The organism is Streptomyces sp. TS71-3 (assembly GCF_018327685.1).
Taxonomy (GTDB): Bacteria; Actinomycetota; Actinomycetes; order Streptomycetales; family Streptomycetaceae; genus Streptomyces.
Map to the genome: position 1 here is coordinate 1,511,458 of NZ_BNEL01000003.1, position 14,962 is coordinate 1,526,419.

Annotated in this window: 15 protein-coding genes; 10 read left to right on the top strand and 5 right to left on the bottom strand. The window is 74.1% G+C overall.

What is annotated here, in order from left to right; all coding sequences use genetic code 11:
• Window positions 1-59 precede the first annotated feature (59 nt).
• Entirely contained in the window at window positions 60-1,472 is a 1,413-nt protein-coding gene (gene proS, locus Sm713_RS30725) for a proline--tRNA ligase (RefSeq protein ID WP_212913237.1), read from the top strand.
• A 117-nt stretch (window positions 1,473-1,589) separates the two neighbouring features.
• Here proS and Sm713_RS30730 read toward each other — a convergent pair whose 3' ends face one another.
• Complete coding sequence (locus Sm713_RS30730) at window positions 1,590-1,991, bottom strand: helix-turn-helix transcriptional regulator (RefSeq protein ID WP_308293202.1); 402 nt, start codon at window positions 1,989-1,991, stop codon at window positions 1,590-1,592.
• Between the two features lie 82 nt (window positions 1,992-2,073).
• On the opposite strand from Sm713_RS30730, the gene Sm713_RS30735 reads away from it, so the two are divergent.
• Window positions 2,074-2,838 carry an SDR family NAD(P)-dependent oxidoreductase gene (locus tag Sm713_RS30735; RefSeq protein ID WP_212913238.1) on the top strand — a complete coding sequence of 255 codons (765 nt, stop codon included), beginning with the start codon at window positions 2,074-2,076 and terminating at the stop codon, window positions 2,836-2,838.
• 85 nt (window positions 2,839-2,923) lie between these two features.
• Here the strand turns inward: Sm713_RS30735 and Sm713_RS30740 are convergent, their stop codons facing one another.
• Entirely contained in the window at window positions 2,924-3,568 is a 645-nt protein-coding gene (locus Sm713_RS30740) for a TetR/AcrR family transcriptional regulator (RefSeq protein WP_212913239.1), read from the bottom strand.
• A gap of 132 nt (window positions 3,569-3,700) precedes the next feature.
• Between Sm713_RS30740 and Sm713_RS30745 the strand changes: the two genes are divergently transcribed.
• Both Sm713_RS30745 and Sm713_RS30750 read left to right on the top strand, forming a co-directional pair.
• Window positions 3,701-4,921 carry a glycosyltransferase gene (locus tag Sm713_RS30745; RefSeq protein WP_212913240.1) on the top strand — a complete coding sequence of 407 codons (1,221 nt, stop codon included), beginning with the start codon at window positions 3,701-3,703 and terminating at the stop codon, window positions 4,919-4,921.
• A gap of 427 nt (window positions 4,922-5,348) precedes the next feature.
• A complete protein-coding gene (locus Sm713_RS30750; RefSeq protein WP_212913241.1) occupies window positions 5,349-5,684 on the top strand; it encodes a DUF6233 domain-containing protein in 336 nt (111 codons plus the stop codon).
• Between the two features lie 19 nt (window positions 5,685-5,703).
• On the opposite strand, the gene Sm713_RS30755 is transcribed toward Sm713_RS30750, so the two are convergent.
• Both Sm713_RS30755 and Sm713_RS30760 read right to left on the bottom strand, forming a co-directional pair.
• Complete coding sequence (locus tag Sm713_RS30755) at window positions 5,704-6,540, bottom strand: PaaX family transcriptional regulator C-terminal domain-containing protein (RefSeq protein WP_212913242.1); 837 nt, start codon at window positions 6,538-6,540, stop codon at window positions 5,704-5,706.
• 4 nt (window positions 6,541-6,544) lie between these two features.
• Complete coding sequence (locus Sm713_RS30760; protein WP_212913243.1) at window positions 6,545-8,380, bottom strand: AMP-binding protein; 1,836 nt, start codon at window positions 8,378-8,380, stop codon at window positions 6,545-6,547.
• A 295-nt stretch (window positions 8,381-8,675) separates the two neighbouring features.
• On the opposite strand from Sm713_RS30760, the gene Sm713_RS30765 reads away from it, so the two are divergent.
• From Sm713_RS30765 to Sm713_RS30775, 3 genes are all read left to right on the top strand, one after another.
• On the top strand, window positions 8,676-9,800 hold the full coding sequence (locus tag Sm713_RS30765) for an acyl-CoA dehydrogenase family protein (protein ID WP_212913244.1): 1,125 nt from the start codon (window positions 8,676-8,678) through the stop codon (window positions 9,798-9,800).
• Window positions 9,801-9,834: 34 nt separating this feature from the next.
• The gene (locus Sm713_RS30770) at window positions 9,835-10,236 is read left to right on the top strand and encodes a RidA family protein (RefSeq protein WP_212913245.1); all 402 of its coding nucleotides are present in this window, start codon (window positions 9,835-9,837) and stop codon (window positions 10,234-10,236) included.
• 216 nt (window positions 10,237-10,452) lie between these two features.
• Complete coding sequence (locus tag Sm713_RS30775; protein WP_212913246.1) at window positions 10,453-11,277, top strand: alpha/beta fold hydrolase; 825 nt, start codon at window positions 10,453-10,455, stop codon at window positions 11,275-11,277.
• A gap of 130 nt (window positions 11,278-11,407) precedes the next feature.
• Here the strand turns inward: Sm713_RS30775 and Sm713_RS30780 are convergent, their stop codons facing one another.
• A complete protein-coding gene (locus tag Sm713_RS30780) occupies window positions 11,408-12,094 on the bottom strand; it encodes a DUF2848 domain-containing protein (RefSeq protein WP_212913247.1) in 687 nt (228 codons plus the stop codon).
• Between the two features lie 185 nt (window positions 12,095-12,279).
• Between Sm713_RS30780 and Sm713_RS30785 the strand changes: the two genes are divergently transcribed.
• From Sm713_RS30785 to Sm713_RS30795, 3 genes are all read left to right on the top strand, one after another.
• A complete protein-coding gene (locus tag Sm713_RS30785) occupies window positions 12,280-13,632 on the top strand; it encodes an MFS transporter (RefSeq protein ID WP_212913248.1) in 1,353 nt (450 codons plus the stop codon).
• Window positions 13,633-13,728: 96 nt separating this feature from the next.
• Entirely contained in the window at window positions 13,729-14,520 is a 792-nt protein-coding gene (locus tag Sm713_RS30790; RefSeq protein WP_212913249.1) for a carbon-nitrogen hydrolase family protein, read from the top strand.
• Entirely contained in the window at window positions 14,517-14,870 is a 354-nt protein-coding gene (locus tag Sm713_RS30795; protein WP_212913250.1) for a cupin domain-containing protein, read from the top strand. Before Sm713_RS30790 ends, Sm713_RS30795 begins: the two co-directional genes overlap by 4 nt.
• Window positions 14,871-14,962: the final 92 nt, after the last annotated feature.

Below are 14,962 nucleotides of genomic sequence, written 5' to 3' on the forward strand. Positions count from 1 at the left end.
GTGCCGGAAGGGAGTAACGGATTCGCGCACGGGCGTGCCCGCGCCTTACTCTGCCCGCCATGGCAAAGGCACCCGTTCTCACGCCCCGGGCGGACGACTTCCCGCGCTGGTACCAGGACCTGGTCAACAAGGCCGAACTGGCCGACAACGGCCCGGTGCGCGGCACCATGGTCATCCGACCGTACGGGTACGGCCTGTGGGAGCGGATGCAGCAGGAGATGGACGCCCGGATCAAGGACTCCGGCGCCGACAACGCGTACTTCCCGCTCTTCATCCCGCAGTCGTACCTGACGAAGGAGGCCGAGCACGTCGAGGGCTTCGCTCCCGAACTCGCCGTCGTCACGCACGGCGGCGGCAAGGAGCTGGAGGAGCCCGTCGTCGTCCGCCCCACCTCCGAGACGATCATCAACGACTACTTCTCCAAGTGGGTGCAGAGCTACCGCGACCTGCCCCTGCTCATCAACCAGTGGGCGAACGTCGTGCGCTGGGAGCTGCGCCCGCGGGTGTTCCTGCGGACGACGGAGTTCCTGTGGCAGGAGGGCCACACGGCACACGCCACCTACGAGGACGCCCGGGACTACGCCGCGCACATCCACCGCGAGGTGTACGCCGACTTCATGGAGAACGTCCTCGCCATGGACGTCCTGCCGGGCCGCAAGACGGTCAGGGAGCGGTTCGCCGGCGCGATCAACACCCTCACCCTCGAGGGCATGATGGGTGACGGCAAGGCCCTGCAACTGGGCACCAGCCACGAACTCGGGCAGAACTTCGCCAAGGCCTTCCACACGCGGTACCTGTCGAAGGACGGCCGTCAGGAGTACGTCTGGCAGACCTCCTGGGGCTCCACCACGCGCATGGTCGGCGCCCTGGTGATGATGCACGGAGACGACGACGGCCTCCGGATCCCCCCGCGCCTCGCCCCGGTCCAGGCGGTGGTCGTGGCCATCAAGGGCGACGACGCGGTTCTGGCCAAGGTCCGCGAGATCGGGGACCGGTTGAAGGCGGCGGGCGTGCGCGTCCGCGTCGACGACCGCACGGACACGCCGTTCCGACGCCGGGCGGTCGACTGGGAGCTCAAGGGCGTGCCCGTACGGATCGAGGTCGGCCCCCGCGACCTGGAGAACGACACCGCCGTGCTGGTCCGCCGCATCACGGGCAGCAAGGAGCCGATGGCGATCGACGCGCTGCCCGCGCTCCTGCCCGAGATGCTGGAGGACGACCAGGCGCTGCTGCTGGCGCAGTCCCGCGAGCGCCGCGAGAGCCGCACCGCCGAGGTGAGCACGATCGAGGAGGCGGCTCAGGCCGCGAGCACCGGCTGGGGGCGCATCCGCTGGGACGCGCTGGGCCCGGAGGGCGAGGCGAAGCTCGCCGAGCAGGGCGTGTCCGTGCGGTGCCTGGTCGCGGCGGACGGCTCGGTCCCCGACAGCGACGACCAGCCGGGCAACGTCGCCGTCGTGGCACGCGCCTACTGACCCTCCCCGGGTCCCTTCCGCCACGGCCGAAGGGACCCGGGACCGCGGAGCCTGCCGCTCGGGTCACTGCCTTGGGGCACCGCCCCCGGGCCACCGGGCGGCGGCCGGCCTCCGCGTTCAGCAGTCGGCGACGGCCCCGGCGGGCTCCGCGAGCCCGTGGTGCCGGTCAGGTGACGGCTCCCCGCCGGCGAGGCCGACATGGTCGCCGACGCCGTCACGCTCGGCCGCGTCGAGGAGGGCGTCCAGCAGGCCGGGGAAGCGGGCGTCCAGGTCGTTCCGGCGCAGCGTGACCCAGCAGCGGGTCCCCTCCTGCCGTCCCCGGGTGATGCCGGCGGCGTGCAGCGTGCGGAGGTGATGGCTGAGCGTGGACTTGGCCACCGGGACGCGCAGATTGCCCCAGGGCTGCTCGCGGCCGTCGGCGAGCACGCGTACCAGGCCGACCCGCGTGGGGTCGTTGAGCGCCCCCATCACATCCATCAGGTCGATCTCGTCCGGATCGGGATGCCGCACATGTCTCATGGTGGCCATGGTAATTTATTCGATGTTTCACGAACATCGAATAATCAGGATCTGGAACATCGAGCAACCGCCGAGGTAGGCCATGAGCGTGCAGACCCCCGCAGACTTCACCGGCCGAGTCGTCATCGTCACCGGGGCCGGATCCGGTATCGGCCGCGCCACGGCCCGCGCCTTCGCCCGCGCGGGCGCCCGGGTGCTGGGCGTGGGGCGGCGCAAGGACGCCCTGGAGGAGACCGCGGCCGGACGCCCGGGAATCGCCGTTCACCCGGCCGACCTGCGCGACCCGGGGGCGGCCGAGGAGATCGTCGGGGCCGCGACCGGCCGATGGGACCACCTCGACGTGCTCGTCAACAACGCCGGAGCCGTCGCGTTCATGCCGCTCGCCGACACCACCGCCACGGGCATCGCCGACCTGTTCGCCCTCAACGTCACCGCGCCCAGCCTGCTGGCCCACCGGGCGCTGCCCCACCTGCGCCGCAGTCGGGGCTCGATCCTCAACGTCTCCAGCACCTACGGCCACCGGCCGTCGTCCGGCACCGCGCACTACGCGGCCTCCAAGGCCGCCCTCGAACAGCTCACCCGCAGCTGGGCGCTGGAACTCGCCCCCGACGGCATCCGCGTCAACGCCGTGGCTCCGGGCCCGACCGAGAGCCAGGCCCTGGCGGCGGCCGGATTCCCCGAGGCGGCCGTCGACGACATCAAGCAGGACGAGGCCGCCCGCATCCCCCTCGGCCGCCGGGGCGAGCCCGACGAGGTGGCCACCTGGATCGTGCGCCTGACCGACCCCGCCACCACCTGGCTCACCGGCCAGGTCCTCACGGTCGACGGGGGCCTCGAACTCGTCTGAGCCGTCGTCGAGCCCGAACCGGCCAGGAGGCCGACACCGCCGGGTTCCCGAACCGACCGGTCATGCGAAACGCGGCCCCCGTCCGTCAGCCGAGCAGGCCCGTGAGGATCCGGCGCAGGGCCTCCGGCAACGGGTCGCCGTCCCCGGGGGCGGGGTTGAGGGCGGCGAGGTGGGGGTGGTTGCCCTCGGCGGCCACGTGCGCGACGTAGCGGGCGCTGCGCAGCATGTCGACGGGGGAGGCCTCCGCGCGTGCCGCCGCGGCGACCACCGCGTTGAGGATCCCGAGCGCGACCAGCTTCTCCCCGTCGGTCGCGGGGTGGCCGGCGAGCGCGGCGAAGAAGTGCTCGTTGACGTCGATGCCATGGGGGCCGACCGCCGGCCTGGTGAGGGTGAGTTCGGCGAGCCACGGGTGGCGGCGGTAGATCTCGCGGGCCTGGAGCCCGAGGCCCACCAGGTCGGCCAGCCAGTCTCCGGAGGGTTCGCGGAGGTCGTACTCGCCGCAGACGTGGTCGGCCATCAGGTCGAGGAGGTCGCCGTGATTGTCGACATACCGGTAGAGCGAGCCGGCCCCCGTCCCCAGCTCCGCGGCGACGTTGCGCATGGAGACCCCGTCGAGCCCGTCCCGGTCGGCGACCCGCACCGCGGCCTCGGTGATCTCCTCGCGCGTGCGGCCGGCCGGTCGTCCGGCCCCTGACTTGCCCGGCCTCATCCAGATGAGATCCGACTCCATGGCGCCTCCGTGTACCCCTCTTTGCGAACAGTGTATGCGTCGCGTTATATTCGAGAACGCCGTTAGCGAACGGTGAACGCTAAGTCGGGAACACCGGACGGGAAGCCGTGCGGCAGGCGAGGTGGAGGCACGATGAAGGTTCTGATCCTGAGCCCCGGCACCCGCGGTGACGTCGTGCCGGCGACCGGGCTGGGGGCGGCGTTCGTCGCCGACGGCCACGAGGTCACCGTCGTGGCGGGCGAAGAGTACGAGCCGCTCGTGACCGGGGCCGGCTGCACGCTCGCGCCGATCGGCGCGCCGCTCGGGCCGCAGGCGGACGGCAGCGCCGGCGCCCCGGAGGGGGTGCGTGCCCACCTCGCGGCGCTGCGGGTCTACATGGACCGGGCCGCCACCGCCGCGCTGCGCGCCGCACCCGGCGCGGAAGCCGTGCTCGCCAACGGCATCGCCCCGTATGGCCACGACATCGCCGAAGGCATCGGCGTGCCGTCCGTCGACGCGCTGCTGCAACCCTGGCAGCCCAGCGCCGCCTATCCGCCCGTGATCTTCAGTCGGCGTGACCTCGGCCGGGCCGGCAACCGTCTCGCCGGGCGGATCGCGCGCCGCGTTCCGACGCCCTACGACCCGGCCTGCGCCCGGATACGCTCCGAGCTCGGCCTGCCTCCCGAGGCCCGCCGCGCCGGACAGCGCCGGCGGGACGCCGAGGGGCGAACCGTCCACCACGGCATCAGCCCCGCCGTGCTGCCCCGGCCGGCCGACTGGCCCGCCCACCTGACCCTCGACGGCTTCTGGTGGCCCCCCGAGCCCGAGGACTGGAACGCGCCGGCCTCGCTGTGCGAGTTCCTCGACGCCGGCCCCGCGCCCGTCGTGATCACCCTCGGCAGCGTTCCGCCGAACTCGGCTGCCGTGCGGGCGGTGGAAGAGGCGTTGCGATCGGGCAAGGCGCGCGCGATCGTGCAGGGCGCGCAGCTGCGCCCGGTCGCCGACCGGCTGGACAGCCCCCACGTGATCCACGTCGGGGATGTGCCGCACGGCTGGCTCCTGCCCCGGGCCGCCGCGGTCGTACACCAGGCGGGAGCGGGGATCGCCGCCGCGGCCCTGCGGGCCGCGATCCCGTCGGTTCCCCTGCCGATGCACACGGACCAGCCCTTCTGGGCGCGCCGCCTGGTCGCCCTCGGCGCGGCCACCGACCCGATCCCGATCGGGAAGGTCGACGGCTCCCTCCTCGAAGCGGCCATCGCGCAGGCGCGTTCGAGCCGGCCGCTGCGTGGCGGCGCTCGCGCCGTCCAGCAGGCGATGCAGGGGGAGGACGGCACCCGGTCGCTGCGGGACTGGCTCCGCCGGGTTGCCGTCTAGGTCGTGTCCGGCGGATCTTCGTGGATCAGCCTGCGGCGTCTGGTGCCGTGCATCGCAAGGCGGAGGATCATACTCGTACTGGGCGTACCCGGATGACTCCGACAACGCGGCGAGGTGCGGTACTGGGGGCACTCCCCCACTGCCCTGAACGGGCGTGGGAGGTACCCCCACCCACGCCCTTCAGGCAGTGGGGGAGTCGCGGGCCCACGAAGATCCGCCGGACACGACCTAGTCTAGGGCGTATCGAGTCGTCAACGGCCGGTGGATGGCCGTCTGATGGGGGGAGTGGTGGCCGGTTCCCGCCGATTCCGCGGAACCCGGAGCCTCTGCGAGTCCAGCAGGATCAGCCGGTCATCCTCCAGCCGTGGCCCGTGCGCTGCGGCAGCCCCCGCGAGGGCCCCGGGTAGCGGACCATAGAATCGAACGCATGTCCGATCTACCGCCCGACCTGCCGCGCCTCCGTGTTCTGGAGACCTGGCTGCTCTACATGCTGGACAGGGTGCGGCGGAAGATCGCCTTTCTGGAGCGGCGTGAGTCGGAGCGGCGGCGCGGGGACCGGGAGAGGCCGCCGGTGCCGGACTGGACGGTCGAGATGGGTATCGGGCACGGCCGGCCTCCGGTGTACGTGCACGTGGGCGGGTGCCCGACCGCCGGGGGGAGATTGCGTCCGGTCGGCCGTGCCGCGGCGGTTCGGGCGCTGACCGAGGGGACGTCCGCGTGCCCGCACTGCCGGCCGGACAGCGCGCTCGGACTCCTGGAGTGAGCCGGGCGCCCGGCGCCGGTCAGTCCGTGCCCCGCACGTACCGCTCGCCCGACTCCCGCAGCCGTTCGTGCAGGCCCTGGAAGACCGCCGCGGAGTGGCCGCCCGGCCAGTCGGGAGGGAGCAGCTCCGGTGGGAGCCCGGGGTCCGTGTACGGGAGGTGGCGCCAGGAGTCCAGAGCGAGGAGGTAGTCCCGGTAGGCGTCCTCCGCCGGGGTGTCCGCACGTGCCCGCCAGGCGAGAAGCACCGGTTCGTGCGCGGCCAGGAACCGCTCGTGCTCCGCGGCGATGCCGGGCAGGTCCCACCAGCGCGCCACGGACCGTGCCGTCTCGGCGAACCCCAGGTGCGCGCCCTGGAACAGCTCCACGTAGGGGTCGAGGCCGAGCCTGCGCAGGGTGTGCCGGGTCTCCTCGTGCAGCCGGGCGGGCGCGATCCACACGCCGGGTGCCGCGGTGCCGAAGCCCAGTCCCGCGAGCCGGGAGCGCAGCACGTGCCGCTTCGCGCGCTCCGTCTCCGGCACCGAGAAGACCGCCAGCACCCAGCCGTCGCCGGCGCGCGGCGGTTCGTGGACGTAGATGCGGCGGTCGCCGTCGTCGAGGAGTTGCCGGGCGCCCGGGGAGAGCGCGTATCCCGCGGCGCCGCCGGCGGTGCGCTCGGGCACCAGCAGCCCCCGGCGCTTCAGCCGCGACACGGACGAGCGCACGGACGGCGCGTCCACCCCGGCGGTGCCGAGCAGCCGGACGAGCTCCGCGACCGGGACGGGCCCCTCGAACCCACGGCCGTAGGCGCCGTAGAACGTGACGATCAGCGAGCGCGGGGTGTGCGTGCTGACGGGCTGGGGATGAGGCGGCTCGGACACGTCATCACTCTAGAACGCCAGGTCCGGGCGTGTGCGGGTCATCCTCGCCGGGGCCCGCCGCCGGCCCGGAACCGCCGGGTGCCCGGCCGCCGTCCGCCCCGCGCAGCCTGAAGCGCTGCAACTTGCCCGTCGCCGTGTGGGGGAGCGTGCCGCAGAAGACGATCTCGCGGGGGCACTTGTACGGCGCCAGGTTCGACCTGACGAACTCGCGCAGCCCGTCGGCGTCCGGCACGGCCTGGCCGCGCAGCACCACGTACGCGACGGGTATCTGCCCGCGCGCCTCGTCCGGGCGGCCCACCACGGCCGTCTCCACCACGTCGGGGTGGCGCAGCAGGACCTCCTCTATCTCCGGGCCCGCGATGTTGTACCCCGCAGAGATGATCATGTCGTCGGCGCGTGCCACGTAGCGGAAGTAGCCTTCGGGGTCGCGGACATAGGTGTCACCCGTCACGTTCCAGCCGTCGCGCACGTACGCGCTCTGCCGGGGATCGGCCAGGTAGCGGCAGCCGACCGGGCCGCGCACCGCGAGCAGCCCGGGGTGCCCGTCCGGCACCTCGCGCCCTGAGGCGTCCACCACCCGTGCCTGCCAACCCGGTACGGCACGGCCGGTGCTGCCGGGCCTTATGTCGCCGTCCGACGCGGAGATGAAGATGTGCAGCAACTCGGTGGACCCGATGCCGTTGATGATCCGCAGGCCGGTGCGCCGGTACCAGGACCGCCAGGTGGCCGCCGGCAGGTTCTCGCCCGCGGAGACGCACCGCCGCAGCGCCGTGATGTCATGGCCGTCCAGCTGGTCCAGCATGGTGCGGTAGGCGGTGGGCGCCGTGAACAGCACCGACACGCGGTGCTCCGCGATGGCGGGCAGCAGCTGGCGCGGCCCGGCCTGTTCGAGCAGGAGCGTGCTCGCGCCGGCGCGCAGCGGGAAGATCACGAGTCCGCCGAGCCCGAAGGTGAACCCCAGCGGGGGGCTGCCCGTGAACACGTCGTCCGGCACCGGCTTGAGGACGTGCCGGGAGAAGGTGTCCGCGACCGCCAGCACGTCGCGGTGGAAGTGCAGGCAGCCTTTGGGCATGCCGGTGGTGCCCGAGGTGAAGGCGATCAGGGCGATGTCGTCGGCGGCGGTGTCCACGGCCCGGTAGCGCGAGGGGCCCGGCAACTGGGCGCAGCGCTGCGTCAGATCCCCGGGCGCGTCCTGGCCGTAGGTCGTGATCGTCAGCCCGGGCACCTGGGCAGCGGCCAGGTCGTCGACCGAGCGCGCGTCGCACAAAGCGTGCCCGACGCGGGCGATCCCGCAGATGGCGGCCAGCTCGCGGGCGCGGTGCTGGGCCAGCACGGTGACCGCGACGGCGCCCGCCTTCATCACGGCCAGCCAGCATGCGGCGAGCCAGGGTGTGGTGGGGCCGCGCAGCAGCACGCGGTTCCCGGGCCGCACGCCCAACTGGCCGGTCAGGACGTGCGCGATCCGGTCCACACGGTCCTGGAGCTGCCGGTACGACCAGACCTCGCCGGACGGCGACCGGAACGCCGGCCGCTCGCCGCCGAACCGCCGGAGCGTGCCGTCCAGCAGCTCGGCGCCGCAGTTCAGCCGCGCCGGGTAGCGCAGTTCGGGCAGGTCGAAGACCAGGCCGGGCCGCTGTGCGGCGGGCGGCAGGTGGTCGCGCGCGAAGGTGTCGGTGTGGGCGGTGTACGGGGCGTGTGCGGTCTCCCCGGGGTCGGAGCCCGGGGCGTTCTCGGTACGGGTCGCTGCGGTGTGCGCGGCACCTGTGTCCGGGGTGCCCCCGGTATCGGTGGCCGCGGGCGTGTGCCCGGTGCCGGGGCTCGCGGTGTCCCCGATGCCCATGCCTGTGGCCGGGTTGGTCCCCGCGCTTTCCGCGCTCCCCGCGGCCGGCGTGGTGCCCTCCGGCGCGGTCCGGGGCGCGCCGGGGTGTTCGGGCGTGCGCGGTGTGCTTGCCGGAGCCGGAGCACGCCCGGGGGCGGCTCCGGTGCTTCTCTGCCTGGCGTTCCCGGCGTCCATGGGCGGTTTGCCCCCTTGGGATGGTGGGCTCGCGCAAGTCGTTGTGGGCTCGCGTATGGAGCGTATCGTGATGGTGACGACAGTCAACGGTTCGCGATATGGCGGATCTGAAGGGGACCCGATGGCCAAGACGCCCGCGTTCGCGCTGGACCCCGAGCAACTCGCCTGGTGCACGGAGCTGAGGGCACTCGCCGCCGAGCGGCTCCGCCCGGTCGCCGAGCGGGGCGAGCCCGGCCGCCTCAACCGGCCGCTGCTCGCGGCCCTCGGCGAGCACGGCCTGCTGCGCAGGCTGTTCACGTCCGGCGCGCTCGACCTCTGCCTGATGCGGGAGTCCCTGGCCTACGCCTGCACCGACGCGGAGACGGCCCTCGCCCTCCAGGGTCTCGGCGCGCATCCCGTGCTGGCGTGGGGCACGGCCGAGCAGCGGGAACGCTGGCTGCCCGAGGTGACGAGCGGACGCGCGGTGGCCGCGTTCGCGCTGAGCGAGCCCGACGCCGGCTCCGACGCCGCGGCGCTCAGCCTCGCCGCCGACCCCGATCCGGGAGGCGACGGCTGGCGGCTCACCGGCGGCAAGTGCTGGATCTCGCAGGCCCCGGAGGCCGACTTCTACACCGTCTTCGCCCGTACCACACCCGGTGCGGGCGCCCGCGGCATCACCGCCTTCCTGGTCCCCGCCGGCCGGCCGGGCCTGACCGGCAGCCCGCTGGACATGCTCGCCCCGCACGCCATCGGGGCCCTGGAGTTCGACGGTACGCCCGTGACCCGGGCCGATGTGATCGGCGAGCCGGACCGCGGCTTCCAGGTCGCCATGGCCACCCTGAACCTCTTCCGCCCCAGCGTCGGTGCCTTCGCGCTCGGCATGGCGCAGGCCGCGCTCGACGCCACCATCGCCCACACCGCACGGCGCGAGGCCTTCGGCGGGGTCCTCCGCGACCTCCAGGCCGTCGCCCACCAGGTCGCCGAGATGGCCACGCGCACCGAGGCCGCCCGGATGCTGGTCTACGCGGCGGCCGCGGCGTACGACCGCGGTGACGACGGCGTCGCCCGGACCTCCGCGATGGCCAAGCTGCTGGCCACCGAGACCGCCCAGTACGTCGTCGACAAGGCCGTCCAGCTGCACGGCGCCCGCGCCCTGAGCCGCGGCCACCTCCTGGAGCACCTCTACCGCGAGGTGCGGGCCCCGCGGATCTACGAGGGCGCCAGCGAGGTGCAGCGCACGATCATCGCGAAGGAGCTGTACCGGTGAGCGCCGCTGAGGAGCCGTACCCGGAGCCGTACCGGTGAGCCCCCTGGAGCGGGTCGACCCCCCGGAGCTGTCGCCGCCCACCGGCTTCTCGCACGCCGTCGTGGCGACCGGCTCCCGGCTGGTCATGCTCGCGGGCCAGACGGCGCTGGACGGGCAGGGGCGGGTCGTCGGCGAGACGCTTCCCGAGCAGTTCGACGTGGCGTTGGGCAACCTCCTCGCCGCGCTGGCCGCCGCCGGCGGCACCCCCGCCGACCTCGCCCGCGTCACCGTCTACACCACCGACGTCGCCGGCTACCGCGCGCACGCCCGGGGGCTCGGCCGCATCTGGCGCGAGCGCGCGGGCCGGGACTACCCGGCGATGGCGCTGATCGGGGTGGTCCGGCTGTGGGACGAGGAGGCGCTGGTGGAGCTGGACGGCGTGGCCGTACTCGCCTGAGGACGGCCGGCGTGGCTGTACTCAGCTGGGGGACGCCCGGCTTGGCCCTGCTCGCCCGGCACCGGCGCCGGCACCGGTACCGACGGCGACATGCGCCGGCGCGGGCGCGCCCCTGGCGGACCGCGCCCGGCGCGGGCGGCATGGCATCGTGATCGTGTGTCCCGGAGGGCCGCCGGGCGCACGGCCAGGACCGCCGGACCGAGGAGCAATCTGTACATGCCTGAGATCGAACTCACCGCGGGCACCATCAGCTACGGCGACACCGGCGGCGAGGGCCCCGTCGTCGTCCTGTTGCACGGCCTGGTGCACGACGCCACGGTCTGGCGCAAAGTGGTGCCCGGCCTGCGCGACGACCACCGCGTCCTCACGCCGACCCTGCCGTACGGCGCGCACCGCACGCCCATGGCCGTGCCGCCCACCCCCGATGTCGTCATCGACCTGGTCGTCGAGTTCCTCGACCGGCTCGACCTGCGCGAGGTGACCCTCGTCGAGAGCGACTGCGGCCGCGCCCAGACCGTCGCCGCCCGGCACCCCGAGCGGCTGGCGCGGCTGGTGCTGATGTCCTGCGAGGCCTTCGACAACTACCCGCCCGGCCTGCCCGGCAAGATGATCGGCGTGGCCGCCCGGACGCCCGGCGGCATCGGGCTGATGATCAGGGTGCTGGGCCTGAGGCCGCTGCGCCGCCTGCCGCTCGGCCTGGGCTCGCTCACCAAGCACCCCGTTCCCGACGAGATCGTCGACGGCTGGCTGCGCCCGCTGCGCACCGATCCGGCCATCCGCGCGGACCTGCGCCACTACGCCACCCACATCCGCAGGACGGAACTCCTCGAAGCGGCCGAGGGCCTCGGGCGCTTCGACAAGCCCGCGCTGGTGGTGTGGGCGGAGGACGACCTGATGATGCCCCGCGAGCACGGCGCCCGGCTGGCCCGGCTGCTGCCGCAGGGCCGCCTGGAGGAGATCGGCGACTCCCGCACGCTGATCGCCGAGGACCAGCCGGAGCGGCTGGTGGCGCTGCTGCGGGAGTTCATCGGCGCCGCGTAGCAGGGTGAGGGCGCGCCGCCGGGAGGGAGCGAGGACGCGCCGCCGGAGGTGCGCGAAGGCGCCGGCAGTGCGCGGGCGCGCGCCGCCGGGGGCGCGGGAGGACGCGCCACCCGCAGTGCGAGGAGTCCGCTCAGCCGATGGGCTCCGGCATCGGCCGCACGTCGTAGGACAGGGCGATGGTGTCGCCGGTGGCCGGGTCGCCGAGCTCCACGCGCCAGGCTTCGGCGAACTGGTCGACGCCGGCGGCCATCGGGATCGTCCCGGAGACGAGGACGGTGCCGGGCGCCAGCACCTCGCGGGCACGCAGTATCTCCAGCCAGTAGCCGGGGGTGAGCAGCTCCGCGAGCGTGCCGTGCTGGATCTCGCTCCGCGTGCCGCCGTGCGTCACCCAGGCGCGCAGGGTCAGGTCGTCGAGCCGGTCCTCGACGTCGGCCAGGCGCCAGGCGCGGCGCGCCAGGACGTCCGGGGCGGCGTTCTTGCTCCAGGCCACGCCGTGCACTTCGAGGTCCCGGTCGGTGTGGTCGCACGCGGCCGTGAGCAGCAGTTCCCCGCCGTCCGCCACCACCAGGGCCCACTCCGCCTCGCCCGAGGTGCGCCCGTGCTGGGCCGCGACGTGCCCGGTCTGCTGGGCGAGGTACGGGGCCACGGGGTAGAGCGCCGGTGTCACGGACGGTGCGGGCACGCCCAGCTCGGCCAGTTCCGCGACGTGGGCTGCGACGTCCTCCTGGTTGCGCCCGGCGTACCCGGCGTTCAGGAGCTGGGTGACGTCCACCTCGCGGGTCGTCCCGTCGGGCAGTTCGAAGGTCAGCTGGGCCATGCGGCGCTCCAGTGGTTGGTCACGGCAGCGCGGCAGCCGTGTGCGGGCGGCCGGCTTTTCTCGCGCAGGGGGTTGCGCATACGACCTGTATACAAGAAGTATGCCGTGAGGGCCAAAGGGCCGGAAGCTCGAAGTCCGCCAGAAGGCCAGGACTCGATGTCCGCCGAGACGCAAGGATGGGAACCATGCACGACACCCCGCAGGGCGGCCCGCCGGCGCCCGGACACCACTCCGGTGTCCGCCGTGCCTTCGCCGCGAGCCTCACGGGCACCGCGCTGGAGTGGTACGACTTCGCCGTCTACTCCGCCGCCGCGGCCCTGGTCTTCGGCGACCACTTCTTCCCGTCCAAGGACCCGCTGACCGGCACCCTCCTCGCGTTCTCCACCTACGCCGTCGGATACGTCTCGCGGCCGCTCGGCGGCATCGTCTTCGGGCGCCTCGGCGACGTGATCGGCCGCAAGAAGGTGCTGATCGCCACGCTGGTCCTGATCGGCGCGGCGACGTTCCTCATCGGCGTGCTGCCCACGTACTCCACCGCCGGAGTCGCCGCCCCCATCGCCCTGGTGCTGCTGCGGTTCGCGCAGGGCGTCGGCGTGGGCGGCGAGTGGGGCGGGGCCGTGCTGCTGTCCAGCGAGTTCGGCGACCCGCGACGGCGCGGCTTCTACGCCTCCGCCGCCCAGGTGGGCCCGCCCGCCGGCAACCTCCTGGCCAACGGGGTGCTGGCCGCCCTCGGCGCGCTGCTCACCGAGTCGCAGTTCGAGTCGTGGGGCTGGCGCGTGGCGTTCCTGCTCTCCGCGGTCCTGGTCTGCTTCGGCCTGTGGATCCGCGTGCGGCTGGAGGAGACTCCGGTCTTCCGCGCCATGGAGGCGGAGCGGTCGCGTCCCCGCGCGCCGGTCCAGGAGGTCTTCACCACCCAGCCCCGCGCCCTGACCGCCGCGGTCCTCTGCCGCGTCGCCCCCGACGTGCTGTACGCGATGTTCACGGTGTTCGTCCTGACCTACGCCACCGAGGAGCTCGGCATGTCGCGGGGGTCCGCGCTGGCCGCCGTCCTCATCGGATCCTCGCTCCAGGTCGTCATGATCCCGCTGGCCGGCGCCGTCTCCGACCGGGTCGACCGCCGGCTGCTCTACGGCTGCGCGGCCGTCGCCGCCGGCGTGTGGCCGTTCGTGTTCTTCCCGATGGCGGGCGGCGGGTGGGTCCCGCTCGCGGCGGGCGTGGTCGTGGGGCTGGCCATCCACTCGTTCCTCTACGGGCCGCAGGCGGCCTTCATCGCCGAGCAGTTCTCGCCCCGGCTGCGCTACACGGGCTCCTCGCTCGCGTACACCCTGGCCGGCGTCATCGGCGGCGCCGTCGCCCCGCTGCTGTTCACGGCCCTGCTCAGCGCGTACGGCAGCTGGGTGCCGCTGGCCCTGTACATCGCCGTGACCGCGGTCGTCACCCTCGCCGGCGTGTACCTGGGCCGGGGCGCCCAGGCCGCCGCCGACGAGGACGCGATGCTCGCCGCGACACCCGCCCAGAAGCCCGCGGACGCCGTCTGAGCCACGCCCGCCCACAAGCCCGCGGACGCCGTCTGAGCCACGCCCGCCCACAAACCCCGCAGACGCCCTCCGATCCAGCGAAGGAGCCAAGCAGCCGTGCGCATCGCCCTGTGCCAGCTCACCACCGGTCCCGACCCCGAGAAGAACCTCCGGCTGATCGAGGAGTGGACGGCACGCGCCGCCGCCGAGCAGGCCCGCGTCGTCGTCTTCCCCGAAGCGGCGATGGCCTGCTTCGGCACCCCGCTCGCCCCCCTCGCCGAGCCCCTCGACGGCCCCTGGGCCGAGGCGGTGCGCGCCATCGCCCACGCCCACGGCACGGTCGTCGTGGCGGGCATGTTCACCCCGGCCCCGGACGGGCGCGTGGCCAACACGCTGCTCGCCACGGGCCCCGGCGTCGAGGCCTCCTACGACAAGATCCACCTCTACGACGCGTTCGGCTTCCAGGAGTCCCGCACCGTCGCGCCGGGCGAGCGCATCGTCACCATCGACGTCGACGGCGCCCGGCTGGGCCTCGCCACCTGCTACGACGTGCGCTTCCCCGAGCTGTTCCGCGCGCACGCCGACGCCGGGGCCGTCGCCAGCCTGCTGCCGGCGTCCTGGGGCGCCGGCCCCGGCAAGCTCGACCAGTGGGAGCTGCTGGTGCGCGCCCGGGCACTGGACGCCACCCTCTGGGTCGCCGCGGCCGGCCAGGCCGAGCCGGAGGCCGCGGAGGGCTCCGCGCCGACCGGCATCGGGCACAGCCGGATCGTCGGCCCCGACGGGAGCGTGCGGCACGCGCTGGGCGCCGCGCCGGAGCTCCTCGTGGCCGATCTCGACCTCGACGAGGTGGCGGCGGTCCGCGAGAAGACGTCCGTGCTGGCCAACCGGCGGCCGGAGGTGTGGCGATGAGCAAGCCCGAGCGGGAGTTCCAGCTGCCCGGCGGACCCTGGGCGGTGCCCGAGGGGGCCGACCGGGGAGTGGAGGAGCGGGAGCTGGCACTGGACCCCGCGACCGGGAGCCGTACCGCGCTCGTCCGCTGGGCGCCGGGCACCGACACCTCGGCGCAGGGGGTGGCCCGGCACGACTTCTGGGAGGAGGTGTACCTCCTTGAGGGCGGGCTGCACGACCTGACGCTCGACGCGACCTTCACCGCGGGCATGTACGCCTGCCGGCCACCCGGCATGCCGCACGGCCCGTGGACCTCGGGGGACGGGGTGACCATGCTGGTGATCACCTATCCCGGCGATCCGGCGGCCTGAGTGTCCGCCCGCGCCGGGGCCGGACCCGCCCGGCCGAGTTGACCGATCGCACCGGGGCCGGACCCGCCCGGCGGAGCTGACCACCGGACGGG

Coding starts and splice junctions, on each gene's coding strand:
- proS (WP_212913237.1), top strand. CDS start 60: ATGGCAAAGGCACCCGTTCTCACGCCCCGGGCGGACGACTTCCCGCGC.
- Sm713_RS30730 (WP_308293202.1), bottom strand. CDS start 1,991: ATGAGACATGTGCGGCATCCCGATCCGGACGAGATCGACCTGATGGAT.
- Sm713_RS30735 (WP_212913238.1), top strand. CDS start 2,074: ATGAGCGTGCAGACCCCCGCAGACTTCACCGGCCGAGTCGTCATCGTC.
- Sm713_RS30740 (WP_212913239.1), bottom strand. CDS start 3,568: ATGGAGTCGGATCTCATCTGGATGAGGCCGGGCAAGTCAGGGGCCGGA.
- Sm713_RS30745 (WP_212913240.1), top strand. CDS start 3,701: ATGAAGGTTCTGATCCTGAGCCCCGGCACCCGCGGTGACGTCGTGCCG.
- Sm713_RS30750 (WP_212913241.1), top strand. CDS start 5,349: ATGTCCGATCTACCGCCCGACCTGCCGCGCCTCCGTGTTCTGGAGACC.
- Sm713_RS30760 (WP_212913243.1), bottom strand. CDS start 8,380: ATGGGCATCGGGGACACCGCGAGCCCCGGCACCGGGCACACGCCCGCG.
- Sm713_RS30765 (WP_212913244.1), top strand. CDS start 8,676: ATGGCCAAGACGCCCGCGTTCGCGCTGGACCCCGAGCAACTCGCCTGG.
- Sm713_RS30775 (WP_212913246.1), top strand. CDS start 10,453: ATGCCTGAGATCGAACTCACCGCGGGCACCATCAGCTACGGCGACACC.
- Sm713_RS30780 (WP_212913247.1), bottom strand. CDS start 12,094: ATGGCCCAGCTGACCTTCGAACTGCCCGACGGGACGACCCGCGAGGTG.
- Sm713_RS30785 (WP_212913248.1), top strand. CDS start 12,280: ATGCACGACACCCCGCAGGGCGGCCCGCCGGCGCCCGGACACCACTCC.
- Sm713_RS30795 (WP_212913250.1), top strand. CDS start 14,517: ATGAGCAAGCCCGAGCGGGAGTTCCAGCTGCCCGGCGGACCCTGGGCG.